This is a genomic window from Nocardia sp. NPDC052112 (assembly GCF_040680135.1).
In the GTDB taxonomy this organism is placed as follows: Bacteria; Actinomycetota; Actinomycetes; order Mycobacteriales; family Mycobacteriaceae; genus Nocardia.
In genome coordinates this window covers 318574-345293 of the sequence record NZ_JBFAWD010000004.1, presented here as the reverse complement: position 1 = coordinate 345293, position 26720 = coordinate 318574, and the positions used below count along the sequence as shown (strand labels likewise).

At 64.5% G+C, this 26720-nt stretch carries 27 protein-coding genes and 1 pseudogene; 18 read left to right on the top strand and 10 right to left on the bottom strand.

Features of this window, described 5'->3' with window-relative positions; all coding sequences use genetic code 11:
• Nucleotides 1-97: 97 nt before the first annotated feature.
• On the bottom strand, nucleotides 98-538 hold the full coding sequence (locus AB0L58_RS10040) for a DUF4307 domain-containing protein (protein WP_364384045.1): 441 nt from the start codon (nucleotides 536-538) through the stop codon (nucleotides 98-100).
• Nucleotides 539-680: 142 nt separating this feature from the next.
• Here AB0L58_RS10040 and mca point away from each other — a divergent pair, with 142 nt between their 5' ends.
• The 3 genes from mca (at nucleotide 681) to AB0L58_RS10025 (ending at nucleotide 2788) form a co-directional block, all read left to right on the top strand.
• Nucleotides 681-1547, top strand: a complete 867-nt coding sequence (gene mca / locus AB0L58_RS10035; RefSeq protein WP_364384583.1) for a mycothiol conjugate amidase Mca — start codon at nucleotides 681-683, stop codon at nucleotides 1545-1547.
• Nucleotides 1547-1816 carry a hypothetical protein gene (locus tag AB0L58_RS10030; RefSeq protein ID WP_364384042.1) on the top strand — a complete coding sequence of 90 codons (270 nt, stop codon included), beginning with the start codon at nucleotides 1547-1549 and terminating at the stop codon, nucleotides 1814-1816. Before mca ends, AB0L58_RS10030 begins: the two co-directional genes overlap by 1 nt.
• 405 nt (nucleotides 1817-2221) lie before the next feature.
• Nucleotides 2222-2788, top strand: coding sequence for a TIGR03086 family metal-binding protein (locus tag AB0L58_RS10025; RefSeq protein ID WP_364384040.1), 567 nt, complete (start codon nucleotides 2222-2224; stop codon nucleotides 2786-2788).
• Between the two features lie 21 nt (nucleotides 2789-2809).
• On the opposite strand, the gene AB0L58_RS10020 is transcribed toward AB0L58_RS10025, so the two are convergent.
• Nucleotides 2810-3364 (bottom strand): GyrI-like domain-containing protein, encoded by a 555-nt coding sequence (locus tag AB0L58_RS10020; RefSeq protein WP_364384037.1) that lies wholly within the window; start codon nucleotides 3362-3364, stop codon nucleotides 2810-2812.
• A 75-nt stretch (nucleotides 3365-3439) separates the two neighbouring features.
• On the opposite strand from AB0L58_RS10020, the gene AB0L58_RS10015 reads away from it, so the two are divergent.
• Nucleotides 3440-4342, top strand: coding sequence for a serine hydrolase (locus AB0L58_RS10015; RefSeq protein WP_364384580.1), 903 nt, complete (start codon nucleotides 3440-3442; stop codon nucleotides 4340-4342).
• Here AB0L58_RS10015 and AB0L58_RS10010 read toward each other — a convergent pair.
• Together AB0L58_RS10010 and AB0L58_RS10005 are read right to left on the bottom strand one after the other, a co-directional pair.
• Nucleotides 4294-5241, bottom strand: a complete 948-nt coding sequence (locus AB0L58_RS10010) for a LysR substrate-binding domain-containing protein (RefSeq protein WP_364384034.1) — start codon at nucleotides 5239-5241, stop codon at nucleotides 4294-4296. The genes AB0L58_RS10015 and AB0L58_RS10010 overlap by 49 nt on opposite strands.
• Before the next feature lie 43 nt (nucleotides 5242-5284).
• The gene (locus tag AB0L58_RS10005; protein ID WP_364384031.1) at nucleotides 5285-6265 is read right to left on the bottom strand and encodes a helix-turn-helix domain-containing protein; all 981 of its coding nucleotides are present in this window, start codon (nucleotides 6263-6265) and stop codon (nucleotides 5285-5287) included.
• Between the two features lie 269 nt (nucleotides 6266-6534).
• On the opposite strand from AB0L58_RS10005, the gene AB0L58_RS10000 reads away from it, so the two are divergent.
• The 11 genes and pseudogenes from AB0L58_RS10000 (at nucleotide 6535) to AB0L58_RS09950 (ending at nucleotide 18102) form a co-directional block, all read left to right on the top strand.
• Nucleotides 6535-7092 (top strand): cupin domain-containing protein, encoded by a 558-nt coding sequence (locus tag AB0L58_RS10000; RefSeq protein WP_364384028.1) that lies wholly within the window; start codon nucleotides 6535-6537, stop codon nucleotides 7090-7092.
• Between the two features lie 37 nt (nucleotides 7093-7129).
• Entirely contained in the window at nucleotides 7130-7654 is a 525-nt protein-coding gene (locus tag AB0L58_RS09995; RefSeq protein ID WP_364384026.1) for a hypothetical protein, read from the top strand.
• Nucleotides 7639-10428: an AAA family ATPase gene (locus tag AB0L58_RS09990; protein ID WP_364384023.1), complete on the top strand. Its 2790-nt coding sequence runs from the start codon at nucleotides 7639-7641 to the stop codon at nucleotides 10426-10428. The genes AB0L58_RS09995 and AB0L58_RS09990 overlap by 16 nt, the downstream gene beginning before the upstream one ends.
• 295 nt (nucleotides 10429-10723) lie before the next feature.
• Nucleotides 10724-10921 (top strand): hypothetical protein, encoded by a 198-nt coding sequence (locus tag AB0L58_RS09985; RefSeq protein WP_364384020.1) that lies wholly within the window; start codon nucleotides 10724-10726, stop codon nucleotides 10919-10921.
• Nucleotides 10918-11295 carry a DoxX family protein gene (locus AB0L58_RS09980; RefSeq protein WP_364384017.1) on the top strand — a complete coding sequence of 126 codons (378 nt, stop codon included), beginning with the start codon at nucleotides 10918-10920 and terminating at the stop codon, nucleotides 11293-11295. Before AB0L58_RS09985 ends, AB0L58_RS09980 begins: the two co-directional genes overlap by 4 nt.
• Before the next feature lie 18 nt (nucleotides 11296-11313).
• Nucleotides 11314-11928, top strand: coding sequence for an aldo/keto reductase (locus AB0L58_RS09975; RefSeq protein ID WP_364384013.1), 615 nt, complete (start codon nucleotides 11314-11316; stop codon nucleotides 11926-11928).
• A 10-nt stretch (nucleotides 11929-11938) separates the two neighbouring features.
• Nucleotides 11939-12085: pseudogene (locus AB0L58_RS09970) on the top strand (DUF255 domain-containing protein); the annotation flags it as partial.
• A 314-nt stretch (nucleotides 12086-12399) separates the two neighbouring features.
• On the top strand, nucleotides 12400-13647 hold the full coding sequence (locus AB0L58_RS09965; protein ID WP_364384010.1) for an ATP-binding protein: 1248 nt from the start codon (nucleotides 12400-12402) through the stop codon (nucleotides 13645-13647).
• 345 nt (nucleotides 13648-13992) lie between these two features.
• Complete coding sequence (locus tag AB0L58_RS09960) at nucleotides 13993-15093, top strand: DUF262 domain-containing protein (RefSeq protein ID WP_364384007.1); 1101 nt, start codon at nucleotides 13993-13995, stop codon at nucleotides 15091-15093.
• A 3-nt stretch (nucleotides 15094-15096) separates the two neighbouring features.
• Complete coding sequence (locus AB0L58_RS09955; protein ID WP_364384004.1) at nucleotides 15097-15750, top strand: MAE_28990/MAE_18760 family HEPN-like nuclease; 654 nt, start codon at nucleotides 15097-15099, stop codon at nucleotides 15748-15750.
• 279 nt (nucleotides 15751-16029) lie between these two features.
• Nucleotides 16030-18102, top strand: a complete 2073-nt coding sequence (locus tag AB0L58_RS09950; RefSeq protein WP_364384001.1) for a thioredoxin domain-containing protein — start codon at nucleotides 16030-16032, stop codon at nucleotides 18100-18102.
• A 73-nt stretch (nucleotides 18103-18175) separates the two neighbouring features.
• On the opposite strand, the gene AB0L58_RS09945 is transcribed toward AB0L58_RS09950, so the two are convergent.
• Genes AB0L58_RS09945 through AB0L58_RS09935 form a run of 3 tightly spaced genes read right to left on the bottom strand, consistent with a single transcriptional unit; the run spans nucleotide 18176 to nucleotide 21234 of the window.
• Nucleotides 18176-19753 carry an adenylate/guanylate cyclase domain-containing protein gene (locus AB0L58_RS09945; protein ID WP_364383998.1) on the bottom strand — a complete coding sequence of 526 codons (1578 nt, stop codon included), beginning with the start codon at nucleotides 19751-19753 and terminating at the stop codon, nucleotides 18176-18178.
• Nucleotides 19750-20517: an MMPL family transporter gene (locus AB0L58_RS09940; protein WP_364384577.1), complete on the bottom strand. Its 768-nt coding sequence runs from the start codon at nucleotides 20515-20517 to the stop codon at nucleotides 19750-19752. Before AB0L58_RS09940 ends, AB0L58_RS09945 begins: the two co-directional genes overlap by 4 nt.
• Nucleotides 20518-20535: 18 nt before the next feature.
• A complete protein-coding gene (locus AB0L58_RS09935; RefSeq protein WP_364383995.1) occupies nucleotides 20536-21234 on the bottom strand; it encodes a hemolysin III family protein in 699 nt (232 codons plus the stop codon).
• A 467-nt stretch (nucleotides 21235-21701) separates the two neighbouring features.
• On the opposite strand from AB0L58_RS09935, the gene AB0L58_RS09930 reads away from it, so the two are divergent.
• The gene (locus AB0L58_RS09930) at nucleotides 21702-22490 is read left to right on the top strand and encodes an isoprenyl transferase (protein ID WP_364383992.1); all 789 of its coding nucleotides are present in this window, start codon (nucleotides 21702-21704) and stop codon (nucleotides 22488-22490) included.
• An 82-nt stretch (nucleotides 22491-22572) separates the two neighbouring features.
• On the top strand, nucleotides 22573-23151 hold the full coding sequence (locus tag AB0L58_RS09925; RefSeq protein WP_364383989.1) for a hypothetical protein: 579 nt from the start codon (nucleotides 22573-22575) through the stop codon (nucleotides 23149-23151).
• A gap of 22 nt (nucleotides 23152-23173) precedes the next feature.
• On the opposite strand, the gene coaA is transcribed toward AB0L58_RS09925, so the two are convergent.
• Nucleotides 23174-24106, bottom strand: coding sequence for a type I pantothenate kinase (gene coaA / locus AB0L58_RS09920; RefSeq protein WP_364383986.1), 933 nt, complete (start codon nucleotides 24104-24106; stop codon nucleotides 23174-23176).
• A gap of 176 nt (nucleotides 24107-24282) precedes the next feature.
• Here coaA and AB0L58_RS09915 point away from each other — a divergent pair, with 176 nt between their 5' ends.
• Nucleotides 24283-25479, top strand: a complete 1197-nt coding sequence (locus tag AB0L58_RS09915; RefSeq protein WP_364383983.1) for a DUF885 domain-containing protein — start codon at nucleotides 24283-24285, stop codon at nucleotides 25477-25479.
• Nucleotides 25480-25775: 296 nt separating this feature from the next.
• Here AB0L58_RS09915 and AB0L58_RS09910 read toward each other — a convergent pair whose 3' ends face one another.
• The gene (locus tag AB0L58_RS09910; RefSeq protein WP_364383980.1) at nucleotides 25776-26225 is read right to left on the bottom strand and encodes a nitroreductase family deazaflavin-dependent oxidoreductase; all 450 of its coding nucleotides are present in this window, start codon (nucleotides 26223-26225) and stop codon (nucleotides 25776-25778) included.
• 12 nt (nucleotides 26226-26237) lie between these two features.
• Nucleotides 26238-26684, bottom strand: coding sequence for a PaaI family thioesterase (locus tag AB0L58_RS09905; protein ID WP_364383977.1), 447 nt, complete (start codon nucleotides 26682-26684; stop codon nucleotides 26238-26240).
• Between the last annotated feature and the right edge of the window lie 36 nt (nucleotides 26685-26720).

The following is a 26720-nucleotide window of genomic DNA, read 5'->3' as shown; positions in this document are numbered from 1 at the left end:
ACGCCATTTTAGCATGAATCACAAACATGCAGGTCGGCGTTCGTTTTGCGGACGGTCCGGTGGTGTCTCGCCCGGAATCGGCCCGCCCGCAGGTAGCTCAGCCCATCCGCAGGTACTCGGGCACGTCATCGCTGCAGCCGTAGATGCTGCTCGACACCGGCCGGGCCGAGGCGCGGACGGTGGTCGTCAGCTCGACCGTGCCGCTGCCGGACGGCTCGATCAGCACCTCGCGGCGGCCCAATTCGGACCCGTCCCTGGCCATCGCGCGGACGAAACACACCACCGGCCGCCGCGGATCCTTGCGGGTGACCTTGAGATGGACCGAGATGGTGGAGTCGTCGACGACGGTGTAACCGAGCTGCTCGGCGTCGATATCCTCCGGTCCGTACTTCTGGAAGCCGAGGTAGGCGACCCCGAGACCGGCGGCGAGTACGACCGCGCCCAGTGCGAACGGAATCCAGCGGCGCTTCGGGCGTGGCGTGGTTCCGTACCGGTCGGCACGTCGGTCGATCGGCGTGTCACCGGGCGTTTCACTCATGCCGTCTCACTCCGGGGGGTATGTCGGAACAAAAGTCTGTCGAATGGAACTATAGGGACAGGTAGATCGGACCCCGGCGGCGGAGAGTACGAGGTATGACGGTGGTTGATGAGGTGAACGAGACGTGAGTGGCTTCCGGCTCATGGCGGTTCATGCGCACCCCGACGACGAATCGAGCAAGGGCGCCGCGACGACCGCACGGTATGCCGATGAGGGCCACGATGTCCTCGTCGTCACGCTGACCGGCGGCGAACGCGGCAGCATCCTCAACCCGGCGATGGACACCCCCGGCGTGTTGGAGCGGATCGATGAGATCAGGCGCGAGGAGATGGAGGCCGCGGCCGCCGCACTCGGTGTGCGCCAGACCTGGCTCGGTTTCGTCGACTCCGGCCTGCCCGAGGGCGATCCGCCGCCGCCGCTACCCGAGGGCTGCTTCGCGCTGGTCCCGCTGGAGGAGGCCGTCGAGGCGCTGGTCCGCGAGGTGCGCGAGTTCAAGCCTCATGTGATGACCACCTATGACGAAAACGGCGGCTACCCGCATCCGGATCACATCCGCTGCCATGAGGTCTCGATGGCCGCGTTCGAGGCGGCGGGCGATCCGGAGCGTTTCCCGGACGCGGGCGAGCCGTGGCAGCCGCTGAAGATCTATTACGACCATGGTTTCACCATGGCGCGCCTGGATGTTTTCGCCGCCGAATACGAGCGGATCGGTGAGCCGTTCCCGCTGCAGGAGTGGCTCGAACGCACGCGCGCCTTCCGGCAGGGCCGTCCGGACGGCATGACCAGGGTGACCACCCAGATCGAATGCGCCAAGTACTTCCCGCTGCGTGATGACGCGCTGCGCGCGCACGCGACGCAGATCGATCCCAACGGCGCGTTCTTCGCGATTCCGATGGAAATGCAGCAGCGGCTGTGGCCCACGGAGGAGTTCGAACTGGCCAAGTCCAGGATCGACTCCACGCTGCCGGAGACCGATCTGTTCGCCGGTATCGAAGACGAGCACCGCTGATGTTGGTCTTCCTCGCGCAATCTCCCGGCACGCCCACCGGACCCGAATTCGGCAAGGCGTCGCCGCTCGGTCTGGTGATCATTCTGGTGCTGCTCGCCGGGACCGTCTTGCTGGTGCGTTCGATGAACCGGCATATCAAGGGCCTGCCCGCGACGTTCGAGCCCGACCATCCGGAGCCGGATCAGGCGGCGGACGAGGGTACCGAACCCGGTATTGCCCGGCTCGACGAGAAGGATGTCGAATCCGACGACGGGCCTGACCAAACCTGATTTCGCAGCGGCCGTCCGAGTCTCGGGCGGCCGCTGTTGCGTTTGCCGCTTCTGTTTCATCGGTGTGGTCGCGGCACGATCCGCGGGCCGCGGGTTCCGGCACGGTTGCGAAGTGAGGATTTACCAACGAGGTCCGAGGATCTATCCGGTTCTCGGTTAACGGATCTCGCATATGACTGCGGACCGACGGCCGTTGCGGTCTGCCGGTCCGAGGTGCCGTGTGGAACTCGATAGGGCCGTTTACATCTCGACGCATTCGATCACGTGCTGGTCCGGAATGGTATCGGCGCAACCCTTTCGGGGCCTTGTGGTGCTGGTTTCCGTGATCTGCGCGGCGTTGGATCGAGTTTGGATGTCATCCCGTTGTGCTATCACTTCTGCTGACGCTTCGAGCGAAGGATGCCCATGGACAATGTGATCGGACAGATCGACCGCGCACTGGATATGACGGGTGCGATCGTGATCGCCGCCGTCGACGGCGACCGGCTCGCGGCGCCGACGCCGTGCCAGGATTGGGATGTGCACGCGGTGCTCAACCACGCCGTCGGCAATATGCACGGGTTCGCGGCCGGGGTCAGCGGTACCGACGCGGGCGCCGGACTCGAGGACGACTGGCTCGGCATCGATCCGCAGGGTGCGTTCGCCGCGGCCGCCGAGGTGGACCGCGCTGCCTGGCATCGTCCCGACGCCCTGACCGGCACTGTGCACATGGCGCTCGGTGAGATACCCGGTCCCGCGGCTGCCATGGTCCATCTCACCGAGGTCGTCGCGCACGGCGTCGATATCGCGGTGGCCATCGACCGGCCCGACCTCGCCGATGACGAACTGTGCGCCGAACTGCTGACCACCATGCGCGCCATGGGCGGGCTCGACGGCTTCCGCAAACCGGGGATGTTCGACGAGGAGATCACGGTACCCGCGGACGCGCCCGCGCACCGCCGACTGCTCGGCTATCTGGGCCGCGCCTGGTAACCGCCTGCGGCACAGCCGATCTCACGCGCGACGCACGGGATGGCGCAGGATCGTGCGGATATTCGCGGCCCGGGATCTGCGCGGATCCGAGAGATAGATCTCATGATGGCGGCCGTTCATGAGCAACCCCTCGGCGGCCATGAACGCTTCCATCCTGGCCAGCGTCTCCGGCTCGGTGGCGTACGGTCCGATATGCATGACCTGGATCGCCGCACCCTCGGTCAGACGCTCGAATGTCGCACCGGACACCATCTCGGCCGTGACCACGTCGGGCATCCGGATCATCAGCTTCCACTGCCACTGTTCGCGCGGCACCGACAGCGGCGGCTCATCGGAGTTCACCCACCACTGGCCCTCCAGCTTCGGCACCACGAAATCCCGGCCGTCCGCCTTGGCGATCTTCTTGGCACCGTATGCAGTTCGATACAGCGCCTGTACCGCCTCGGTGTACTGCTCGCCGAGGGGCGCGCCGGAGCCGGTGACCGTCAGATAGCCGTAGGTGTCGAAGGTGCGCAGTTCGGGTTCGGTGGTGGCGTCGTAGTAGTGCCGGTCGCTCTTGGCCAGGTCGAGTTTCATGGTGACGAGCGTGAACCCTCCATCGGCGGGAGAGTCAAGCTGCCCCGAGCCATCCGGTGTGGAAGTTTGGCAGTCGTGGAGGAGATCTTCCGTAAGGCTGGTGTGCGCGGTTGGGTGCATGCTCGCTGTTTCGATTGCGCTGGTGAGGCGGGGCTCGGTGCCGATGAACCGGTGGTGCTGGCGTCGGTGGTGAAGGTGGCGTTGGTGCTGGAGTTCGCTCGTCAGGTGGCGGCGGGGCAGCTCGACCCGACCGATCGGGTGCGGGCGAGCGCGGCGGACCGGCTCGGTGGCGTCGGCACCGCGGGATGTCTGGACGATGTCGAGTTCAGCCTGCGCGATGCGGCGTTCTTCGCGCTGACCGTGAGCGACAACACCGCCGCCGACCTGCTGTTCGATCGCGTCGGCCTGGACAATGTGCGCTCGCTGGTGCGCGAATTGGGGCTCACCGCGACCCGGATCGTCGGCTCGCCCAGATTTGTCGTGCAGACGATGGCAGAGGATATCGGCGCATCCGATACCGCCGACTTCGCGCGGCGCTTCCCGACCCTGAGCGTCTCAGAGGTGCTGGGCACCCGTGCCATGGACCCGCTGCGCACCACCGCGAGCACGCCGCGCGAGATGACCCGCCTGCTCACCCTGCTCGGCCAGGACCGCGCGGCGGATCCAGCCGCCTGCCGGTGGGTGCGCGACCTCATGGGCCAGCAGCTCAACTGGCACCGGCTCGCCGCGGCCTTCCCACCCGAGGTGTCGGTGTGGGGCAAGACCGGATCACTGCCCGCGATTCGCAATGAGATCGGCGTGGTGACCTATCCCGGCGGAAGCCGTTATGCCGTAGCGGTATTCACCAGAGCGGATACGCTCGCGCAGCGGCTGCCCGAGGTGGATCATGCGATCGGTGCGGCCGCACGCGCCGCGATTCACCGCATCCGTCACGATCTGCCGAATACGACATTCCACGGCCGCTGCGCCACCTCCTGAGCGGGCGCGGGCCGCGATGCGCCGTCGCCCTGGATGACCGTCACGATCAACTCGGCCATTTCGTGGACCAGCGGATGCGGTGCCGCGGCCGGCCAGGCCAGCGAAAGCCGCCAGCTCAGGGCATCGGTCAGCGGTCGCCACACGACGCGCGGTTCCGTTTGCGCGACCATGCCCTGGTCGAAGGCGACGCCGCGGCCGGAAAGCACCATGCCGAGCACGAATTCGGGATTGCGCGCGTGCTGGACGCGGGTGGGCCGGAAGCCGTGCTCCCAGCAGGTGCGCAGGGTGGCATCGTAAAGTCCGGGCGCTGCGGCCCGCGGAAAGATCACCAGACCGAGTCCGGCCAGGTCGGCGAGGGCGACCGCGGAGCGCGTCGCCAGCGGCGAATCGCGTGGCAGTACCACGCCCAGCGGTGTCTCGACCGCGGAGCCGAGCTCGAGGCCGACCACATCTACCGGATGTTGCAGCAGTCCGGCGTCGAGTTGGCGGTCGGCGAGCAGCCGGATCTGCTCGGCGGTGGTCAGCTCCTGCACATCGACACGGACGTCCCGGCTTTCGAATGCCGTGAGGATCGCCGCGAGCACCCGTCCGGCCAGTTCGGGTGGGACACCGACCCGCAGCGCATCGATCTCACCCCGATGCGCCTTGCCTACCAGCCGTTGCGCCCGATCCCAGCGGGCCAGCAGATCGCGGGCTTCGACCAGCAGGATCTGGCCCGCCTCGGTGAGTTCGACGCGTCGGCTGTCCCGGTCGAACAGCCGCGCGCCGAGATCCTGTTCGAGTTTGCGAATGCGCTGGCTCAGCGGAGGCTGCGCGATGCCAAGGCGTTCGGCCGCCCGCCCGAAATGCAGTTCTTCGGCGACGGCGACGAAGTACCGCAGCTGACGCAGGGAATCCACGCTGCGACGATAGCGTGACCGTGCCGGCTGGTCGCTCCGGAAATCAGCGCTGGAGTGCGGCAGGGTCGGGCGCGGCCCGCCAGTCCTCGCGGAGTTGGCCGGGCGTGGTGTCGAAGCGTCGGCGGAAGGCCTTGCTGAAGCTGCTCATCGAACCGAAGCCGAGGTCCGATGCGATATCGGTGATACTCCGATGCTGGTAGGCGGGGCTGCGCAGGCGGTCGCGTGCCAATCGCAGGCGTTCTTCCCGGATCACTTCGCTGGGTGTGGTGCCGACATTGCTGAACGCCAGTTGAATTTGACGCAGTGACCAGCCGAGCGCAGCCGCCACGTGCGTGCCGGTGAGGCCCGGATCTCCGGCATGGTCATGGATATACCGGCGAGCGGTCGCTTCGACATGGGCGAGCTGGGTGGGCGAGCTCGCCGGTTCGCCGAGGATCTGCATGCAGAGCAGGTCCACCAGCCGTTCGGAGACGTTGTCGAATTGGAGGTCGGTGAGTGCGGCACATTCGGAATACAGGCCGCCGAGGATCCCGTCGGTCACCCGCCCGAGCCCGGTCGTGAGATCCAAGGGGTGGTTGGGGGGAACGACGCGGTTGAGACGATGCTCGATCTCCTTGCGCGCAATGGTGATGATCACCCCGTGTGTGCCGTCGGACATGGTCATCGCGTAGGGCCGGTTGACGGCCACCAGGCCCATTGTTCCCGGGGCGAGGATCCCGTACCCGTCATCGGTGCGGAAGGACAGTTGCCCCGCGAACGGAACGATCAGCCGGTAGTCGTCGTCGGGGTCGCCGCGGATGTGGCTCGGGTTGCGAAGGTAGGTGACGGCATCCGATTTCCACCCGACGAGCTGGTAGGCGTCGGTGCGCCGCACTTGTGTGTGGCCTTGGAAGTCGGTGCGGCTCGGGAATCGGTAGCCGAGCCGACAGTGGTATGTGCTGATCAGATCGGCCCAATAGTCGGCTCGCTCATGTGGATCCACCGCACGTGTCGTGGCGGAGTCGGCTATCGCCGCTCGATTCATGAATGTCGCCTCCGATTCGACGATCATCGGTGGCCCGAGCACCGGCCCCAACTCTGGAAGCAGCCTAGTGCAGAACCGCGCGGAGCACCGCTGGAGCGAGCATTGCCGGGTTTCGAGATCTGCGCGTCGGGACAATGCTCATGCGCTTCGGGACAAGCGGGGCTGCGTGCGCAGCGGATACGGTCCGGATAGCTGATGCCCGGATCGGCCGGTACGGCTGTCGGTGCCGACCCGATTCAGCTGGTTGCGGACGATAGTCAGGAGTGCACATGCGCAGAATCGTGATCGGCGACAACGGAACCGGAAAGGGACGGGTACTGGCCGACGACAGCATCGACCCGTTGACATTGGCGCTGCTGCCCGGCGCAGAGATCCATCGGATGTGGGAACTCGACGAACTGCCCGAACTGCCGGTCGACCTGATGCCGCCGCAGACCGATACATCCTATTTCCCCGGTCCGGGTGGGCTGCGTTTCGGATTCATCTCGGTACCGCCTGGGCTGACCTATGAGCCCGACGCCGACCTGTCCGAGGAGGCGATGGCGGCCGTTGTCGCGGAAGCGGAGGCGAAACTGCCGGGGATGATGGCGGCCTTCGACCCCGCCGCGCCCGGCATGCACAGCACCGTGAGCGTTGATTTCGTCGTCGTGCTCAGCGGCGAGGGCCGCCTGCGCCTCGGCGACGGTGTCGATGTATCGCTGCGCGCGGGGGATTGCGTGGTCCAGCACGGCACACCACACGCATGGTTCAACGACGGTGCGGTGCCATTCGTCTTCTGCTACACCCTCTGCGGCGTCGCCGACCAGAATGTGCCGACGCGGCCATGACCGCCTTCCAGCAGCGTCCGCGGGGAAGGTCCCTTGGATGAGGAGCATCGGAACTCGTTGGCGCAGCTTCGAATACACCCTGGTGGCGGCCGGTCCCTGCGCCGTGGCCGTCGATCCGACGACGGTGGGCGTGACACAGAGTTTTCTCGATTGCCTGGTAGCGCGGGTCGTGGTCGAGCCAGGCGATTGTCCCTTGACCGTCGAGGCCGTTCGCGCGATCCGCTACCTGTGTCTCGTCAGCGAGGCGGCCCATATCGTCATTGCCGGAACCCCGCACCACATGACCCCGGATGGTCGATTCACCTCGGCCGCCGATCCACTGGATGTCCTAGCCCACGTCGCCGACACCCTCGACGTGCTGTCCGACCTCGCCGAACAACTGCGGGAATACGGGGAACGCGTCCACCTGATGCCGTTCGGATGGAATGTGGCCTGCCGCGCCGAAAAGTCGGTGCGGCAATGGGATTTGCCATCCATCGCCGTATCCCCCTCCGGGTATGTCGACGTGGTGCCGGATTCGGTCGGAATCGGTGATCGGGCGCTGGCATGCCCAGTTCGTTGACGGCGAGGCCGTCCCCGGACACAGTGGTCATCGGTCGTGATGGCGAGATCGCGATGCTGGAGGCACTCGCGCGCCGGGTCGCTGGGGGACAGGGCGCCGTCATGCTGGTGCAGGGCGAACCAGGTATCGGCAAGACGTCGCTATTGGACGCGGCCAGGGTGCGGTGCGCGGCAGCGGGTCTGCGTAGTCGACTCGGGGCCGCCACCGAACTACGGCAGACCGTCCCGTACGCCGCGCTGCTCTCCTGGCTCGACACCGATACGCCGGGGACAGATCCGATCCGCGCCCTGCTCGGCAGCGACGGTCGGGCGGGCGGCGGCGCGGCAAGGCCCGAGATCGTCATGACCGAGGCGATCCTCGACCACATCGAGACCTGGTGCGCGACCGGCCCGCTCGCGCTGATCATGGACGACGTCCAGTGGGCTGATACGTCCAGCGTGTCCGTATTGCAGCGGCTGTGCGCCCGCATCGATGAGCTACCGCTACTGCTGCTGCTCGGTGTCCGCGCACAAGTGCAGGACTCGCCGTTCATCGCGCTATCGGCCGAACTCCTCGCACGCCGCGCCCCGCGGATACGGCTCGGCGGGCTCGCCGACGAGGCTGCGGCGGAATTGGTATCGCAGATTGTCGGTGCCACCCCCGGCCCGGCGTTGATGCGGGAGGTGGCGGGGGCGAGCGGTAATCCCCGCTATATCACCGAATTGGTGGCCGCGTTGCAGCGCGAGCAGGCGATCACGATCATCGACGACACTGCCGAGGCAGTCACCGGGCGGCGCCCGTCCACTACACTCGCGCAGGCGATTTCGCGCCGGTTGGACTTTCTGCCGCGCCGGACACGGTACGTGCTGGCGACCGCCGCCGCGCTCGGCCCGGTTGTCGACGTCACGGAATTGGCGGCGCTACTGGACCGACCCCTCTTGGATGTGTGGAGCATCGTCAGTGACGCGATGGCGACCGGAGTGCTCGCACTTGTCGACTCCGAAGTGATGTTCCGGCATGAATTGATCCGGCAGGTGCTGTCCGATCAGTTGCCTGCCACAGTGCGCGCCGGTCTGGTGCGCACGGTTGAGCGGGTGCTGCGGACGACCAACGCGCCGATCGAGCGGATCGCGCATTATCTCGCGGTCGCCGACTACGAACTGGACGACATCAGCATCGACCGGCTGGTCGCCGTAGCCGACGAACTGGCCTGTCGAGCGCCCGAGCTGGCGCTGCGGCTGTTGCGGCGCGCGAGGACGGAGTTCGATACGCCACAGCTGATGCGCCGGTATATCGAGGCGCTGCTGCGGAGCGGGCGAGCCGCCGAGGCGGAGGCCGAGGCGCGCGTCGCACTGTCGACGCGGTCGGAGTGCCGCGACGATATCGAAATGCGCTGGTTGCTCGCCCAAGCCTGCCGAGCCGGTGGCCGCATCGCCGATGCCGTCGATATCGCCGAAACGGCACTGAGCACAACGGATCTCGATGTCGAGGCAGCGGGCCGCCTGCAAGGCATGTGCGCAGTGGACAATGTGTATCTCGAGCGGTTCGACGCCGCTGAGCGGGCTGGCCGAACGGCGATTGCGATGGGGGAATCCGGTGGGGATCCCCGCACTATCGGGTACGGCCTCACCGCCGTGGGTGCGGTCCGCTATATCCGAGGCCATCTCGCCGAGGCACTGGAGCTGAGCACTCGGATACCTGTCGCCTCGGCCGTCGGTACCGGACCGGACCAGTTCGATCCGTACGCGCTGCGGGCGGACTGTCTGATCGAGCTCGATCGCCTTGCCGATGCCGAAGAGGTGCTCGAGCAAGCGAGCGCGCGCAACCGCCGTGTCCCTGGCGTGTCCCTGGCCGCGAATCTGGTCGCCAAGGCACGGCTCTACCTGCTGGACGGTCGCTGGGATGATGCGGTGGCCGAATGCAGCGTGGGCGAGGCGGCGCCGGACGTGCTCGGATACTCGATAGTCGCGCGCACCCTGGCTGCACTCGTCGGCATTCACCGTGGCACATTCCTACCGGACGTGGACGGTATTCCCATACCGGACGACCTCGCCGGCACTACCGGCTATACGCACTTGCACCTGTGGGCCAAAGCATTGACACACGAGGCGCACGGCCATCCGGACCTCGCTTTGAAGCTGCTCGTCGACACCCATGAGCGATTGGCCGACCATTCGGCCGCGGCGACGCTCTACTACATCTTCCCGGATATCGCCCGACTGGCCGCGGACCTCGGCGATACGGATGCGGCGCGGGCGGTGGTCGTCGGCGCCGACGAACTTGTGGCACGACAGCCGACCCTTTCCAGGAGCGCAACGGCGCTATTGTGTCGCGGTCTGGCCGAGCGCGATTCCGACAGCATGTTGGCGGCGGCTCGGATTTTCCGGCGGTCCGGACGGCCGCTCTACGAAGCACACGCACATGAGCATGCCGCCGTGCTGCTGGCCGCGGCGGGGCGCGCTGTCGACGCCCGCCATTCGCTGGACACCGCGATCGGGATCTACGGCCGACTGGGGGCGTCGTGGGATACCGCCCGTACGGTCGCGCGCGTGCGACCGTACGACATCCGGCGAGGTGTACGCGGTCGGCGCAACCGGCCCAAATCCGGCTGGGCGGCGTTGACCGATGCCGAGCGCAAGGTCGCCGTGCTCGTCGCCGAAGGTTGTTCCAACTCCGGTATCGCAGCACAAATGTTCTTGTCGCACCGCACAGTTCAGTCCCACGTATCGAATATCCTCGCCAAACTCGACCTGCGATCACGGCGCGAGGTCGCCGCGAACATGCCGCGTCCGTGACCGGACGCTTCGCCCCGCCTCGGTGAGTTCGACGTGTCGACTATCGCGGTCGAAACCGCGCGGGATCGTCACTGTCACGGCCGAATCGGTCCGAGTCCGGCGACTCCGGCCAGCGTGCGGATGGCGGCATTGTCCGCGTAGGAACATCTCGATGTCGCGTAGCTCCACTGATAACTCCAGTGTTATTGATCAATCCACGAACTTTGCATTGTTCCGCTCCTGACCTGCCTAGATGCTGAATATGTCACCTCGGCACACGCGCCCGGCGACGGACCGACAAGCGTTGGGAGACCCGATGAGCAACCACCAGGTGATCGCGGACCGCGTCGAGATCGAGTCGCTGCGTGCGGAGCGCACCGACGCGGTCATGACGCGCGAGTTCGACCCGTTGGCGGGCACGCCGCACTCGGCTGCACCCGAGGTCATCAACGCCCAGGGCACGCGGTCTTCCCACAAAAGCCCATTCCCGCAAGAAAATTGGAGTATCTCGTGAACCTCGCCCTGTGGATCGCCGCCGGCCTGCTCGCTACCGTCGCCCTGGCCGGCGGCATCACCAAAACCTTCCTACCCAAGCAGAAACTGGCAGCTGCCCACGGCGGCGAGTGGACCGCCGACGCCAGCGCCGGCTTCGTCAAAACGCTCGGCATCGTCGAACTCCTGGCCGCCGTCGGCCTGATCCTGCCCGCCGTCCTCGACATCGCACCGGTCATGGTGGCCGTGACCGCCGCCGCCTGGATTCTCTTGATGTTCGGCGCCATGCGCACCCACGCCCGCCTCGATCAATACAAACTCGTGCTGGTGAATTCGGTCTACCTCGCGCTCGCATTGTTCATCGTTGTAGGCCGCCTCGCCATCGAACCGTTCTGAGACCACGGTCGCGGTTGCGTGGCGACCGCTCTAGACCGTGAACTCGGCAGCGACTGTCTGATCCTCGCCACCAGCAAGGGCAAGATCCGTCACATCGGGCTTTCGGACGTGACGGTCGAGCAGATCAAGGAGGCCGAGCAGATCGCCCCGATCGCCAGCGGGCAAAATCCGTACAACCTCAGCGATCGTCAGCACGACCTGGTCGTCGACCACACCGCCGAACGGGGCATCGCGTTCGTCCCGTTCTTCCCGCTCGCGATGGGGGTGCACGCCGGACCGTCCGGCGCAGTCGCTCGAGTGGCTCGAGAGATCGGCGCCACCGCGGCACAGACCGCGCTGGCCTGGCTGCTGCATCGCGCTCCGAACATCGTGCCGATCCCCGGCGCCCGGCAGCCCACGTGGATCGGTGAGAACGCGACCGCGCTTCGAACTCACCGGCGAGCAGTACGCCCGTCTTTCCGCCCTGGCACAGGACGAGCGATGAACACAGCCGTAACCCCGAAGGTCATCGAGGTCCGCGCGCCACGAACGATGCCGCACAGATACGACATCCTCGGGCGGTGGCCGCTCTACCGTAAGCGAGCAGCCAGCGCGAACTCCGCGACGGGCCATGAAGTCACGCTGGCATACTAGGCTGACCCGTATGGGCAGATTGAGTGACGCTACGTCGCCCTACCTTCGTCAGCATGCCGCCAACCCCGTGGACTGGTGGCTCTGGGGAGAGGAGGCGATGGCTGAGGCAAAACGGCGGGACGTACCCATTCTTCTTTCAGTGGGGTACGCATCCTGCCATTGGTAGCTTCGGCCGAACAATCACTGGTGCCATGTGATGCGCTAAGGTTACTAGTCGCATTTGCGCAGGTGGACATTGGTTTCCATGATGTTTCTGGCTACTCGTGCGGAGTTTCGATGCTGTTCCGGCGACTTGCGGCAGGCAACGACGAGACGCACCTGTCGTGCTGTTTGGGCCGCACATTTAGCTCTGCGTTCCGCTCCGGACTGGCAGTCCAACGGATGACAGCTCGGCAGATTGACGGACCAAGATTCGGCAGATTGACGCCATATGTACCGGCAGATTGACGGCGACTTCGGTATGGTTGGGAGATGCGCAAAGCTGGGGACTATCTGGCGCGGCGAGCGACCGACATCGTTGACGAAGCGCTTACCGACACGAGAGTCGTCATCATCAACGGCGCGCGCCAGACAGGCAAAAGCACCCTTGCGGACATGTGTCTACAGGGTCGCCCCGGCAGTGTCGCCCGATATCTGGACGACCCTGGGACACGATCCTCGGCAGCTGCGGATCCGGTCGCGTTTCTAGACACATCGGCCACCATGCTGATAGATGAAGTTCAACGAGTCCCCGAACTTTGGTTGGCGATCAAGCACATCGTGGATCGGGACCCACGCCCCGGGCGGTTCCTGCTTACTGGCTCAGCTCGATTGCTCGGCCTGAGTGCACTGCCCGATTCCCTGCCGGGGCGCTCTGAAACGATCGAATTGTCGCCGCTGTCGCAAGGGGAAATCGTCGGCGCACCGGATGGCTTCGTGGAGGCCACCTTCGGTGAGGGCACACGATTGCGGGTCGCGCCGTCGGAACTGCGGCGTCGGGACTATCTCGAGTTGGCTGCGCGCGGCGGATATCCGGAGGCGGTTCGGAGAGTCGCGCCACGACGCCGCGCGCAATTCTTCAAGTCATACCTCGATGACATCATGAGTCGCGATATCCACCAAGTCGCCGAAATCCAACGCGGTCCCGACATGCGGCGCCTCATCGCTGCCCTCGGCGCACAGACCGGCGGCTTGCTCAACTACAGCCGCCTGTCGTCGGACCTGGGTGTGCCGATCACCACGGTCCGTGAGTATGTCGCCATCCTCGAGACCATCTACCTGATCCGGCAGATTCCGGCCTGGTCGGCGAACGCGACAGCGCGCGCGGTTGCCACACCGAAGCTCATTTTCAATGATTCTGGTCTGGCTTCTTACCTGACTACCGGCGTCCTCAACGACACGACTACCGGTGGGCTTCTCGAAACCTTCGTTGTCGGAGAACTCGCTCGACAGCTCACCTGGAGTCAGGTCATGGTCCGCTTACACCACTATCGCGATCGCGACGGGTACGAGGTCGATGCGATACTCGAAGACAACGCAGGGCGCGTTGTGGCCATCGAGGTGAAAGCTGCGGAAACCGTCCGCACGGACGACTTTCGTTCACTGCGAGCCTTGCAACGCCGCCTCGGCGACCGTCTTCATGCGGGTTTCGTGCTCTACTGCGGAGAGCAGCAGCTCCCCTTTGGCGACGGACTATCCTGTTTACCCATCAGCGCGCTCTGGACAACACCAGCCAACTGACGACACACGTGTCGATTTGGAGGTCACGACCTGACGTCGGGCATCGACGATCCGATCCGGGTAACGGTGATGGTGCCATGGCGGGGTCATCGGTACCATCGCAATTAGTATCGGCGTCTTTGAAGTCAACAATTTCCGGTCAACTCGCGTTTACGGGATACCAGGTTGATGCATCCAAATCGGTATTATGCAACACGCATACATCAGCGTTGACAATGATAGCGTCATCGGCGTGCCTATCTGGCGGGAATCCATGCCGCAGCGAAGGTTCCTCCTCACGGAAACTTGGTGACCTATTGGATGTTGTCCGATAGACTCGTTGAGTTGTCGAGGGAGAGGCGTTGGATGAGCTTACAAGAACAAATAGAGAAGAAGTCCCGTGAGATACATACGGACGGATACGGGATGTCCATCGGAGAAGTTATCTCTCTCTATCGAGACGGAGATATTGATATACACCCGGAGTTCCAGAGGATCTTTCGGTGGAAAATAGGTCAGAAATCTAGGCTGATCGAATCTATATTGCTCGGTATACCAATTCCACCTATTTTTGTTTCGCAGCGAGACGACGGGGTGTGGGACGTAATCGACGGCGTCCAGAGGCTCTCAACGATACTTCAGTTCGTTGGTATTTATCGAGATCATAATAGTTCACTTGTTTCCCCGGATCCGCTCGAAGCAACAGAATACCTGCCTGATCTGGCGGGGTATTATTGGGAGCCCAGAGAGTTGGGTTCGAAGTGCTTCACGAGCGCAATGCAAAGGGACTTTAAAAGGTCTAAAATTGAGTTCCGCATTATCCGAAAAGAATCCGACAGAAATGCCAAGTACGATATGTTCCAGCGGCTAAACTCGGGGTCTCAACTCTCTCCACAAGAGGCGAGGAACTGCCTTCTCGTCATGCTGAACTCCGGCATGTACGCTGATATTGACAATTTATCGGACTATTTCAATTTTAAGAATTCGATAACTCTATCGGATCAAAAGGAAAGCCAGGCATACAGGCAAGAATTAGTCGTCAGGTTCTTTTCTCAGCGCGCTTTTGGTGGCAGTGAGACGGAATTGAAAAAGGAATATGGAGAGTACCTTACGGACTGGATTCGTAAAGTTGCAGAGGATGATGATCGCAGCTCAACTGGAGTGGACTCGGAGACCTTCAAGCTCTGTTTTGGCTTGATCGATCGCGCTCTGGGGGAGGATTCATTTCGTCGATTCAATGGTACGCGACATCTCGGGCCGTTCTCGATCGCCGGTTACGAGTTCATTTCCTCTGGAGTTGTGTACAACATGGACAGGTGGGCCGATCGACCCCTTGAGTTAGCCGACAGAATTAGGGCAATTTGGACCTCGCCAGACTTTAGAGATAATTCTGGGACCGGTGTTAGTCCTCGTCGTCGGGTGCCAAGGTTGATCGTACGTTCACGAATCTTCTTTGCTGAGGGCTGAGCGATGAGTGTTCGGACAGTCGGAGAACTTCAGGACTGCGTCGACGATGCGCTGGCATGGCGGCGTATCGAATTATCGGCATTGAAGGGACTTATTGAGCAGCACGACTCTAGAAATTCTATTTCTCCGACCGCTCGAGGCTTGCGTCGTGCAGGTATTGCGATGTTGTATGCACATTGGGAGGGTTTTGCTAAGGAGGCATTGCAAGGCTATGTCGACTTCGTTTCTCGTCGTCGCTTAAAATTCGCAGAGCTCAACGATGGTTTGCTGTACACGGCGTTGATGAGTATGTTCCATAGAGTCAAATCGGGAGATGCCATTGCTGCAGAAAGTATGATAGGCATGGTGCGTAGCGCGGGACAACAGCGAGCCCAATTTCCGAAAAATCAACTCGTGGATACGCAGTCAAATCTACGTTCAGCTGTACTGGCAAAAATTCTCGCGAATTCCGGGTTGCGCTCTGACATATTTGACCTCAAAGTAAACTTGATTGATCGTCGGCTCTGTGATGCGCGCAATTCGGTCGCCCATGGCCGTGGCTTATTCCCGGATGTCGGCGAATTCTCGATTTTACACGACGAAGTGATAGGGATGATGGAAATCCTACGGGACCTAGTTCTTGCATCCGCGCGATCGGAGTCTTATCGAATCGCTTAGCCAGATGCTGAGAACGCGACGTGCCTGAGACTTTCGCGGCGAAGCTGAGAAAGGCCGCTTTGTCGCGCTGTGCTGGATCGGTCAGGTCTACAAGCACTTCGACAACCTAAGCTAAGTCTAAGCCGTCCTACATGGCTGACTTGAGTCAACTCCCGCAATGGCAGCAAGACCGACGCCGTGAGGGTCCACGACTCGGTTCCGCGGCGTTGGGCCTGCGCGGTCGTCCTGCAAGTAGGTCGAGCGGTTCACATGTTGTGTGTGCCGATATGGGAGGCTGGAATGGTGAATCGATTGGGTCGTGCGACATCACCCTACCTGCGGCAACATGCCGACAACCCGGTGCATTGGCTGCAATGGGACGCCGATGCGCTGGCTGAGGCAGTCGCACGGGACGTGCCGATTCTGCTGTCGATCGGATACGCGAGTTGCCACTGGTGCCACGTAATGGCACACGAATCGTTCGAGGATGCGCGGACGGCGGCGCAGATGAACGAGAACTTCGTATGCATCAAGGTGGATCGTGAGGAGCGTCCGGATCTGGACGCGGTCTATATGAATGCCACGGTGGCGATGACCGGGCAGGGGGGCTGGCCGATGACGTGCTTCCTCACGCCCGCAGGCGAACCGTTCTACTGCGGTACCTATTACCCGAAGGTGCCGCGCGGTGGGATGCCGTCGTTCACTCAGTTGCTCGCGGCCATTACCGATACCTGGAATACCCGGCGCGACGAGGTGGACCAGGCCTCCGCACAGGTGACCGACGCGCTGCGAGCACAGGCCGCTGGACTGCCCGAAGCCGATGTGACGATTTCGGCCGAGCTGCTCGATCATGCGGTCGCGGCGGTGCTGCGTGACGAGGATCCCGAGCACGGCGGATTCGGTAGTGCGCCGAAGTTTCCGCCGTCGGCACTGCTGGCGGGGTTGCTGCGGAGTTGGGAGCGTACCGGCGATGCCGCGACCTTCGATGTGGTGAACCGGACGGCCGAAGCCATGGCGCGCGGCGGTATCTACGACCAGTTGCGCGGTGGGTTCGCCCGTTACTCCGTCGATCCCGCATGGGTGGTGCCGCATTTCGAGAAGATGCTCTATGACAATGCGCAATTGCTGCGCGCTTACGCGCATTTCGCTCGACGGACTCCCGAGCAGGGGCGAGAGTCTTTGGCACACCGGGTTACTCGTGAGACCGTGCAGTTCATCCTCGATGACCTCGGCACCGACCATGGCGGGTTCGCATCCGCGCTGGACGCCGACACCCATTTGGAGCCGGGCGGACCGGGTGTCGAAGGCGCGACCTATGTTTGGACACCGGCCGAGTTGATCGGCGAACTCGGCGCTATCGAAGGTGCCTGGGCCGCAGAGATTTTCGGAGTCACAACCGCTGGAAACTTCGAACAGGGCACCTCGGTGCTCACCCGGTACGCCGATCCGGATGCGCTGTCCGATAACGGAACGGCCGCTCGCGAACGCTTCGAACGTGTCCGCGCCAGGCTGCGCGAGGCCCGAGCGCGACGCCCCCAGCCGGACCGCGACGACAAGGTGGTGACCGCCTGGAACGGTATGGCCGTTACCGCGCTCGCTGAGGCGGGTTCCGCACTGCGGCAAGATGATTGGGTGCAGGCCGCTGTCCGCTGCGCCCGTTTCCTGCTTGCCGAGCATGTGGTGGACGGCCGGGTGCGCCGGGCATCGCTCGGCGGTGTGGTCGGCACTTCTCCCGGCGTTTTGGAGGACTACGCCTGGCTGGTCACCGGCTTGCTCTCGCTACACCAGGCCACCGGCCGACTCGACTGGCTCGAACACGCACAAAGCCTGCTGGACAAGGCAATTCAACACTTTGCCGACCCGGCCGAGCCAGGCAACTGGTTCGATACCGCCGATGATGCCGAAACCCTCGTCACCCGTCCCCGCGATCCCATCGACGGCGCGACCCCCGCAGGCGCATCCGCCTTGGCCGAGGCCCTCCTCACGGCGGCCGCCACCAGCGCTCCGGAATCCGCCCTCCGCTACCGCGAACTGGCCGACCAAACCCTGCGACGCGGCGCCGTCGTCCTCGCCCGCGCGCCCCGCTCGGCAGGCCAATGGCTGACCGTGGCCGAACCCGCCCTCCGCGGCCCGCTCCAGGTAGCCATCGCCCTGCCCGATAACTCCATCGCGGCAACGGAATTGATCGCCACCGCCCGCACCGAAGCCCCCGGCGGCACCATCGTCATCGCCGCTCCCACCAACTCCGTCCCCCTCCTGACCGACCGCCCCCCGGTCAACGACGCTCCCTCCGCCTACGTCTGCCGCGGCTCCGTCTGCGACCTCCCCGTAACAACCCCGGCCGACCTGCACGCTTCCCTGAACCGCCGCTAGCCCCCCGACACCCGTGTGTCGGGCGTAGGTTGCAGGCGCGTGCAGATACTGTGCGTAATCGCGATCAGCGATATCAGGATGGGGATTCGGTTGTCGCGGTTCGGACTTCGGCGATCGCGCTGACGGCGGCGGCATCGGTATCGGTATCGGGTTCCGCGCCATGGGCTGTCGGCGCGGTCTCCACATCGGTCCAGCAGGCGGTCGGTTCGGGCATTCCGCGCAACAGAATGTGGTCGTAGAGTCCCCATTTGGCGCGCTCTTGCGCGGCCGCCGCCTCGATGACCGCGCCGCTCACCAGGATTCGGCGCGGCACCTCCTTCGCCGCGGTGGTCAACCGCGCCGCCGCATTGACCGCATCGCCGATCACCGTGTACTCCAAGCGCGTATCGGAGCCGATATCGCCCGCGAATACCCGCCCATGCGCGACACCGATACCGATATCGAGTTCCCCGGTGGCCGTGACCTCGTCGCGAATGCGCCGCGCCGCCCGCAGCGCGGGGGTCGCATTGTCCCGCAGTGCGATCGGCGCGCCGAAGATACACAGCGCCGCGTCGCCTTCGAACTTGTTGACCAGCCCGTTGTTCTCCTCGGTCGCCGCGACCACGATCGCGAGCAGTCGATTGAGCTTGGCCACGAAATCCTGCGGCGTCAGACCGCTGGACAGTTCGACGGATCCGGTGACATCGACGAACAGCGCCGACACTTCGCGCACATCGCCGGTCAGATCGACCCCACCCGCCAATGCCCGCTCGGCGACCTCCGCGCCGACGTGACGGCCGAACACATCCCGCATCCGCTCGCGTTCCCCCAGATTGGCCGCGAGTTCATTGACCGAATTCTCCAGTCGCCCGATCTCGTTGGTGCTGCCGACCGGCACCCGAACATCCAACTCGCCCTTGGTGATCCGATCCAGTGCCCGGCGCAGCGTGCGCATCGGCGTCGCGACGGAACGGGCCAGAATGGTGGTCGCCAGCGCGCCCGCACCGATGCTGACACCGGCGAGGTAGATGGCGGCGCGGATGCGGTCCGGTGCACCGGAGGCCGGATCGGCGAGCACCGCGATCAGCATGAGCAGCGGCACCGCGCCCGCCACCGCCCAGGTCATCACGACCCGCATCAGCACCGAGGAACTCCAGTGCGCGGTGGGGCCGAGCACCCCGGACACCACCGGAATGGTCGGGCGGATAAGCCGATCGACGATCAGGAAGGTGAATCCGGCGGATTCCAGTGCGCCGAGGGTGAACAGGGCCGCGGTCACCGCCAGGCTGTTGTGTGCGGTCAGATGCGAGAGCATCGAGGCCGCAACGATCACACCGGGCAGCCATATCGCCAGCGCCCGAGTGGTGATCGCGATCGGGAGGCGCAGCAGTCGGTGCGCCTCGTCGACCGTCGGCCTGCGCCCGTCATCGAGCCACCCGAAGTACACGGTCCGGTCCCGCACGGCGAGTCCGACCCCTGCCGCGAATCCCACCACCGGATAGATCGACACCAGCATGATGATGTACCGCCAGTCCGCCCCGATCCGGCCGAGAAATCCGCTGAGCCACAGCTCGGTCACGATCACCGCAAGGCCGCTGAGATTCGCGGTGATCACCACCGCCGCCAATCCCCACCGCGCCTTCAGCGCCCAGACAACCAGTTTGGTGATCACGGTGCCCCGACATCCGCAGGTGCCGAGCCCGCCTGCGCTGGAGCGTGCGTGCGCACCGAAACCCCGACACGCACGGGCAGCCCGGAGCCGGGCAGCCACCAGTTCCAGGTTCCGAACAGCTTCATCAGCGCGGGCACCAGGACCAACCGCACGAGTGCCGCATCGATCGCCACCGCGACCGCCGGCGCCGATCCGATCTGCTTCAGCTCCAGCACGCTGGCGGTCAGGAAGCTGCCGAAGATCACCACCATGATCGCCGCCGCCGCACTGATGGGGCGGGCCGTGTGCTGGAGCCCGGCCGCCACGGCGTATTCGTTATCGGCCACGGTGCGTGCGGAGCCCTCCCAGAATTCCTTGATCCGGCGGATCAGGAACACCTCGTAGTCCATCGACAGCCCGAACAGGATCGCGAAGACCATTGTCGGCAGGAACACCTGGATGAACCCGGTGCTGTGGAACCCGAGCAGTGACTCGCCGACGCCCCACTGGAACACCGCCACCGTGAGGCCGAGGGCAGCGCCGGTGGCCAGCAGATTCATCACTATTGCCTTGATCGGCAGCGCGACGCTGCGGAAGGCAGCAATGAGGAACACGAACGAGCAGCATAGAACCAGCCCGACCACCGGTGGCAGTTTCCCGGTGATCTCGTCGGATATATCCGCGAACTCTGCCGTATTGCCGCAACTGACAATTCGGCACCCCAGCGGTGCTGGGCACCCCGAGTCAGAGCCGGGCACCCCGTACAGAGGGTGCCCGGCACACAGGCGGGGTGCCCGGATAGATCAGCGCAGGACGAGCAGCCAGATGGCGGCGTAGTGGGTGAGGGCGGCTAGGACGGTGGCGGCGTGGAAGAACTCGTGGTGGCCGAAGACGGTGGGCCAGGGGTTGGGCCATTTGGTGGCGTAGAGGATGGCGCCGCCGCTGTAGATCAGGCCGCCGATCAGCAGGAGGATCAGTGGTGCGATTCCGATGTTCGTATTGAGTTGTTCGGCCACCGGCACGATGGCCCAGCCCAGCAGTAGGTACAGCGGCACGCCGACCCAGCGGGGAGCGGTGGGCCACCACAGTTTCAATGCCACACCGGCCAGCGCGCCCAGCCACACCACCAGCAGCAGTGTCCGGCCCGTCCGCCCCGGCAGGCCGAGTAATGCGAATGGCGTATAGCTGCCCGCGATGAATACGAAGATCATCGAATGATCGGCGCGTTTCATCTGGACGCGTGCATGCGCGGTCGCCCAGGTCACCCGGTGGTAGACGGCGCTGATCCCGAACAACCCGCACACGGTCAGCCCGTAGATCAGGATGGACCAGCCTGCCGTCGCCGAGAGGGACGCCGCTGTCCAGACCAAGACGAGCACCGCGATTGCCGCGATGCCGACCGCCCAGGTGTGGATCCAGCCCCGCATCCGCGGCTTGATCAGTGTCGCAGTGCCCGGGATCGCCACCGGTGTCGCATCGGCCGTGCCGATCGTTTCGGACACGAGTCACCTCCTAGTGATACCCACCAGTAACCTACTGTACCGTAAGTTGCGGTTCCTCGTCACTGTACCCGGAACCTAGTGCGTGTGCGACGGATGCGGAGGCGGTTGCGCGGCGTGGCCACAAAGGGTGTCGAACACGCCGGATCGAACGCCCGCGGTGTGCGTGACAGGTTCGGCGCAGATCGAGTACTCATGGTGTGTGTGGCTGGGCTCGGAGACCGTAACGGACCGTAACCGTGGCGGTGCCGCGCATGCATGCTGCAGACCGAATGCGCACGGTGTGTGTGGCTGGGCTCGGAGGTGTTGGTGCGGTGTGACCATCAAGGGCGGCGCACGCGCCTGCCGATCGAACACTTGCGGTGTGTGGACGGGTTCGGAGGCGGTAGCGCGGCGTGACCATGGCGAGCGCCGCGCGTGCCGTAGCTCGAACACAGTCGATGCCGGGATCGCGCCGCTGAGGCGTAGGGTTGGTCGCCGTGGAGCTTCCGAGTCAGGTGCGTGGTCTGCCATATCGCATCTACGAGGCGCGGCTGTCCAAGCAGCTGGCCGGCAAACAACATCCTCGGCACGTCGCGGTGATGTGCGATGGTAATCGGCGCTGGGCCAGAGAAAACGGTTTCACCGATGTGAGCCACGGGCATCGGGTCGGTGCGCTGAAAATCGCCGAGCTGGTCGGCTGGTGCGCGGACGAGGGCATCGAGATGGTGACCGTCTATCTGCTGTCCACCGAGAATCTGCAGCGTGATCCCGACGAACTGGAGACCCTGTTCGAGGTCATCACCGATGTCGTCGAGGAGCTGTCCGCGCCGGAGCAGAACTGGAGTGTGCGCATCGTCGGCACGCTCGACGGCTTTCCGGAGCTGGTCGCCAAGCGGCTGCGCACCGCGGCCGAACGCACCAGTGGACGCGACGGTGTGCATGTGAATGTCGCGGTCGGCTACGGCGGTCGGCAGGAGATCGCCGATGCGGTCCGCAAGCTGGTCCGCCAGGAGATCGCGGCGGGGGAGACCGGTGAGGATCTGGTTCAGTCGATCACCGTGAACTCCATCGGCCAACACCTCTACACCTCCGGTCAGCCGGATCCCGATCTGGTCATCCGAACCTCCGGTGAACAGCGGCTTTCCGGGTTTTTGCTGTGGCAGAGCGCATACTCGGAGATATGGTTCACCGAGGCGTACTGGCCGGAATTCCGGCGGGTGGACTTCCTGCGCGCCTTGCGCGACTACGCCGCTCGGCATCGCCGGTTCGGTGTTTGATTTGCCGCGCCTGCGGCGCGAACGTCGCTCGTAAGACTCGCTCCGTTGTGGTTGCGTCGGCGAGGGTGGCTGGGGTCGAAAAGTGAACCCGCAGTGGGGGGATGGGGACACGTCTTACATCGGCTACGAGGAGTTCGGTCGGCGCTTCCTGGAATACGCGGCTTCCGAGCAGCGCATTTCCGGCGCCTTCGCCCAGTTGACCGGTGCCGCCTTCGATTTCGGCCCGATCGGTGTCGGGCCCGCCAAATTGGCGAAGGTCGCCGCGCATGTGCAACTCGGGGAGCCGAAGTTGCAACGATTCGTCGACGAGGTCATCTCCTTCGAGCTGATCATCCCGCTCGATGTCCGTCTGTTGCTCGATCTCGCCGTCGACCGGCACCGCTTCCATGTCGACGGCAATATCCACCTGCACTCGAGCGTGCGCACCGCCGAACCATTGCGCGTCATCATCGACATCGCCGAACCGCGCCCGAGCGATGTCCGCATCAATGTGGCCACCGCCACCAAACGCGGACAGCTGCTGCGCATTCTGGCCAGTGTCGACCACGAGATCCGGCGTTTCGTCGCGCGCTATATCGCTACTGAAATCCGCAAACCGCATATCGCCGCGGTGCGTGATATCGATGTCGCCGCCCGGTTGGACGCGGCGTGGAAGCTGTGACTTTCTCGCGCGGTCACCACGGCTAGAGCTTGCGCAACCGCAGCCGGTTGATGCTGTGGTCGGCGTCCTTGCGCAGCACCAGTGTCGCGCGCGGACGGGTGGGCAGGATGTTGTCCACCAGATTGGGCCGGTTGGTGGAGTCCCAGATCTCCTTCGCGGCGGCCGTCGCCTGGTCGTCGGTGAAGCCCGCGTAGTGGTGGAAATGTGCGTTCGGATCGGCGAAGGCGGTCTCGCGCAGGGTGAGAAAGCGTTGCACATACCAGTTCTCGATGTCCTCGATGCGCGCGTCGACGTAGATCGAGAAGTCGAACAGATCCGAGACCATCAATCGCGGACCGGTCTGCAAGACGTTGAGACCCTCCACGATGAGAATGTCGGGCTGAGTGACGCAGTGGAACTTGCCCGGCACGATGTCGTAGGAGATATGCGAATACACCGGCGCACATACTTCGGCCGCACCGGATTTCACCTCGGTGACGAAGCGCAGTAGTTTGCGGCGGTCGTAACTTTCCGGAAAACCCTTGCGGTGCATGATGCCGCGCCGGGTCAGTTCCGCGGTGGGATATAGGAATCCGTCGGTTGTGACCAAATCCACACGCGGATGGTGATCCCATCGCGCGAGCAGGGCCTGAAGTACGCGGGCGGTGGTGGATTTTCCGACCGCGACACTGCCCGCGACACCGATCACGAATGGCACCTGCTGATCGGGATGGGTCTCCCCGAGAAAGGTCGCGGTCGCGGCGAATAGCCGCTGACGTGCGGCGACCTGCAGGTGGATGAGGCGAGCGAGCGGGAGGTAGACCTCGGCGACCTCTTCCAGATCGATCTGTTCGCCGAGGCCGCGAAGACCGATCAGTTCTTCCTCGGTGAGCACCAGGGGAGTCGACTTACGCAGGGTCCGCCACTGTTTCCGGTCGAATTCCACATAGGGACTCGGCTCGCTCATTCGTGCCACTTACCCGACACTCCGTTCAGACAAACACGCATACGTCGCGCGTCGGCTGTATGAGATTCGGTCCAGCTCTCGCATAGCCGAATTCTGCTCTGCGTCAACATCGTGTGAAACGGGGGGTCCGATTCCGGGTGGTATCCGGTCGATGACATGGCCGTCAGCGGCTAATGTCGGCGGACATGGAAGCGCATCCCCTCGTGACCGAGTACCTGCGACTCGGCTTGGCCTTCGACCGGCTGGAAGAAGGTTTCGTCGACGCGTATACCGGCGATCCGGCGCTGCGTCGCGAGGTGGAGAACGCGCCCGCGCCCGAGCCACGCGAGTTGGCTCGGCGGGCGGTGGCGTTGCGTGCCGAACTGCCAGTGGCCGGATTGCCGCCGCAGCGGACCGAATTCCTCGACGCGCACCTGGGCGCGCTGGAATGCTCCGGTCGCAAGTTCGCCGGGGACGACATCGGGTTCGTCGACGAGGTGCGGGCGTACTTCGATGTCGATATCGCACCCGGCGATGTCGAGGACTACCGCGACGCGCACCGGCAGATGGACGAGGTGCTGCCGGGTGATGGCCCGCTCGCCGAGCGGGTGACCGCATTCCGCAAGGCCGACGAGATTCCACCGGAGCGGTTGCGGGTGTGCGTCGAGGCGTTCTCGAGTGCGCTGCGGGAGCGGGTGCGCGAGCGTTATCCGCTGCCCGACCACGAGCACGTCACCTATGAGGTGGTGGGGGATAAGCCCTGGTCCGGCTTCAACTACTACCTGGGCAACTACCACTCCCGGGTGGCGATCAACTCCGATCTCAAACAGCATATGGCGCATCTGCCGGGCCTCGTCGCGCACGAGTCCTATCCGGGACATCACACCGAGCACTGCCGCAAGGAGGCCGGTCTGGTCGCGAACGGGCAGGCGGAGCAGACGCTGTTCCTGGTGAACACCCCGCAGTGCCTGATGGCGGAGGGGCTGGCGGATCTGGCGCTGCGCTCGATCGTCGGACCCGGCTGGGGCAAGTGGGCGCAGGAAATCTACGCCGATCTCGGTCTGCGTTTCGAAGGTGAACGCGCCGAACAGCTTTCGAATGCCTCGGCCCAATTGCTCGGGGTCAGGCAGGATGCCGCGCTGTTGCTGCACGATCAGCACCGCGACGTCGACGAGGTCGTCGAATTCCTGCAGCGCTGGAGCCTGACCACGCAGGAGCGCGCCCGCCAGTCCCTGCGCTTCCTGTCCTCACCCCTCTGGCGCGCCTACATCAGCACCTACGTCGAGGGCTACCGCCTGCTCGGCGGCTGGCTGGACCGCGCCGTCGACGCCGACGACCGCGCCGACCGCTTCCGCCGCCTCCTCGACGAACCCCTCACCCCCGGCGCCCTGCGCACCATGTGATTCGGCGCTACAGGATGACGGCGCAGCCGCCGCCGCTGGAGATGGTGCAGATCAATTGGGACAGGGTGCGCAGCAGGGCATCGAGCGGGGATGTCGGGATCGAGACCAGGTTCAGCATGGCGTCTCCTCGGATCAGCGGTGTGGACGATCTCGCTCGTGAAACCGGAGGTTCAGGCCCCGGCGTTAACGCCTGTCTGCCCCCAAGAACTTGTGCCCCTTGCCCAATGGGCGTGCTCTACCTGCGGGAATAGTGCGCTGGATCGTCGGCTGCGGCTGGTTCGACGCGAGCCGCGGCCTTACGCGTCGGTGAAGGTGATGCGCACCGAGATCGGGTCTGATTCCAGTGCCTTGATCGTCCATGCCGTGGCCGATTCCGCGGCGTGGCCTTTGGCGAAGGTGTGGGCACGGGCGTCCACATTGTCATCGGGGACGAAGGCCGCGGTGCCGGTGTACCAGCGCTTGCCCTGGCGCAGCCGGACCTTCGGATTCGCGGCGATATTGCGGGCCCAGCCCGCGCGATGGCCGTGCTGGGAGATCAACCAGGCGCCCTCGTCATCGATCGAGACGGTGACCGGCACGCGGCGCGGTTGACCGGATTTGGCGCCGGTGGTCTCCAATTCGGCGAGCATCGAGGAGCGGATGCCGATCCGATCGAGTAGTCCGACAGCGGGATTGACGAGATAGCGGCCGATGATCCGCTCCCGACGGAACTTGCGTGCGGCGGCCGCGGTGGTGCGTTGACTCATAGCTGTTCTCCTTCAGCGGAAGATGACACAGGTCGTGGAGCCGTGTGCTACCAGTTTGCCCTGGTCGTCCACGACGCGGCCCTCGGCGGTCGCGGTGGTGCGGCCGACGTGGATGGTGGTGCCGGTCGCGATGAGGCGACGGCCGTCGGTGGGTACGGCACGGATGTAGTTGATCTTCAGCTCCAGCGTGGTAAAGCCGACACCGGCGTCGAGCGTGGTGTGCACCGCGCAGCCCATCACCGAATCGAGCAGAGTGGCGCAGATGCCGCCGTGTGTGGTCCCGAGCGGATTGGCGAAGTCGGGCCGGGTCCGCAGGCCGAAGACCGCCTTGCCGAACTCGAGTTCCTCGACCTCCATCCCGAGCAGATCGCCGATGAACGGTGGCCGCGATTCCGCCGTCATCGCGGTACGCAGCAGTTCGAGTCCCGACAGCTGCGCCAGATCGGTCGGTGTGCTCATGAAATCCCGTCCTTTCTGTGAACCGATCGGTCCACA

Bases quoted from the DNA above. Each gene is read 5' to 3' on its own strand.
- AB0L58_RS09950 (WP_364384001.1), top strand. From the start codon at position 16,030: ATGGTGAATCGATTGGGTCGTGCGACATCACCCTACCTGCGGCAACAT.
- AB0L58_RS09965 (WP_364384010.1), top strand. From the start codon at position 12,400: ATGCGCAAAGCTGGGGACTATCTGGCGCGGCGAGCGACCGACATCGTT.
- AB0L58_RS09960 (WP_364384007.1), top strand. From the start codon at position 13,993: ATGAGCTTACAAGAACAAATAGAGAAGAAGTCCCGTGAGATACATACG.
- AB0L58_RS10040 (WP_364384045.1), bottom strand. From the start codon at position 538: ATGAGTGAAACGCCCGGTGACACGCCGATCGACCGACGTGCCGACCGG.
- AB0L58_RS09910 (WP_364383980.1), bottom strand. From the start codon at position 26,225: ATGAGTCAACGCACCACCGCGGCCGCCGCACGCAAGTTCCGTCGGGAG.
- AB0L58_RS10020 (WP_364384037.1), bottom strand. From the start codon at position 3,364: ATGAAACTCGACCTGGCCAAGAGCGACCGGCACTACTACGACGCCACC.
- AB0L58_RS10030 (WP_364384042.1), top strand. From the start codon at position 1,547: ATGTTGGTCTTCCTCGCGCAATCTCCCGGCACGCCCACCGGACCCGAA.
- AB0L58_RS09905 (WP_364383977.1), bottom strand. From the start codon at position 26,684: ATGAGCACACCGACCGATCTGGCGCAGCTGTCGGGACTCGAACTGCTG.
- mca (WP_364384583.1), top strand. From the start codon at position 681: ATGGCGGTTCATGCGCACCCCGACGACGAATCGAGCAAGGGCGCCGCG.
- AB0L58_RS09955 (WP_364384004.1), top strand. From the start codon at position 15,097: ATGAGTGTTCGGACAGTCGGAGAACTTCAGGACTGCGTCGACGATGCG.
- AB0L58_RS09995 (WP_364384026.1), top strand. From the start codon at position 7,130: ATGAGGAGCATCGGAACTCGTTGGCGCAGCTTCGAATACACCCTGGTG.
- AB0L58_RS10005 (WP_364384031.1), bottom strand. From the start codon at position 6,265: ATGAATCGAGCGGCGATAGCCGACTCCGCCACGACACGTGCGGTGGAT.
- AB0L58_RS09990 (WP_364384023.1), top strand. From the start codon at position 7,639: ATGCCCAGTTCGTTGACGGCGAGGCCGTCCCCGGACACAGTGGTCATC.
- AB0L58_RS10025 (WP_364384040.1), top strand. From the start codon at position 2,222: ATGGACAATGTGATCGGACAGATCGACCGCGCACTGGATATGACGGGT.
- AB0L58_RS10000 (WP_364384028.1), top strand. From the start codon at position 6,535: ATGCGCAGAATCGTGATCGGCGACAACGGAACCGGAAAGGGACGGGTA.
- AB0L58_RS09985 (WP_364384020.1), top strand. From the start codon at position 10,724: ATGAGCAACCACCAGGTGATCGCGGACCGCGTCGAGATCGAGTCGCTG.
- AB0L58_RS09915 (WP_364383983.1), top strand. From the start codon at position 24,283: ATGGAAGCGCATCCCCTCGTGACCGAGTACCTGCGACTCGGCTTGGCC.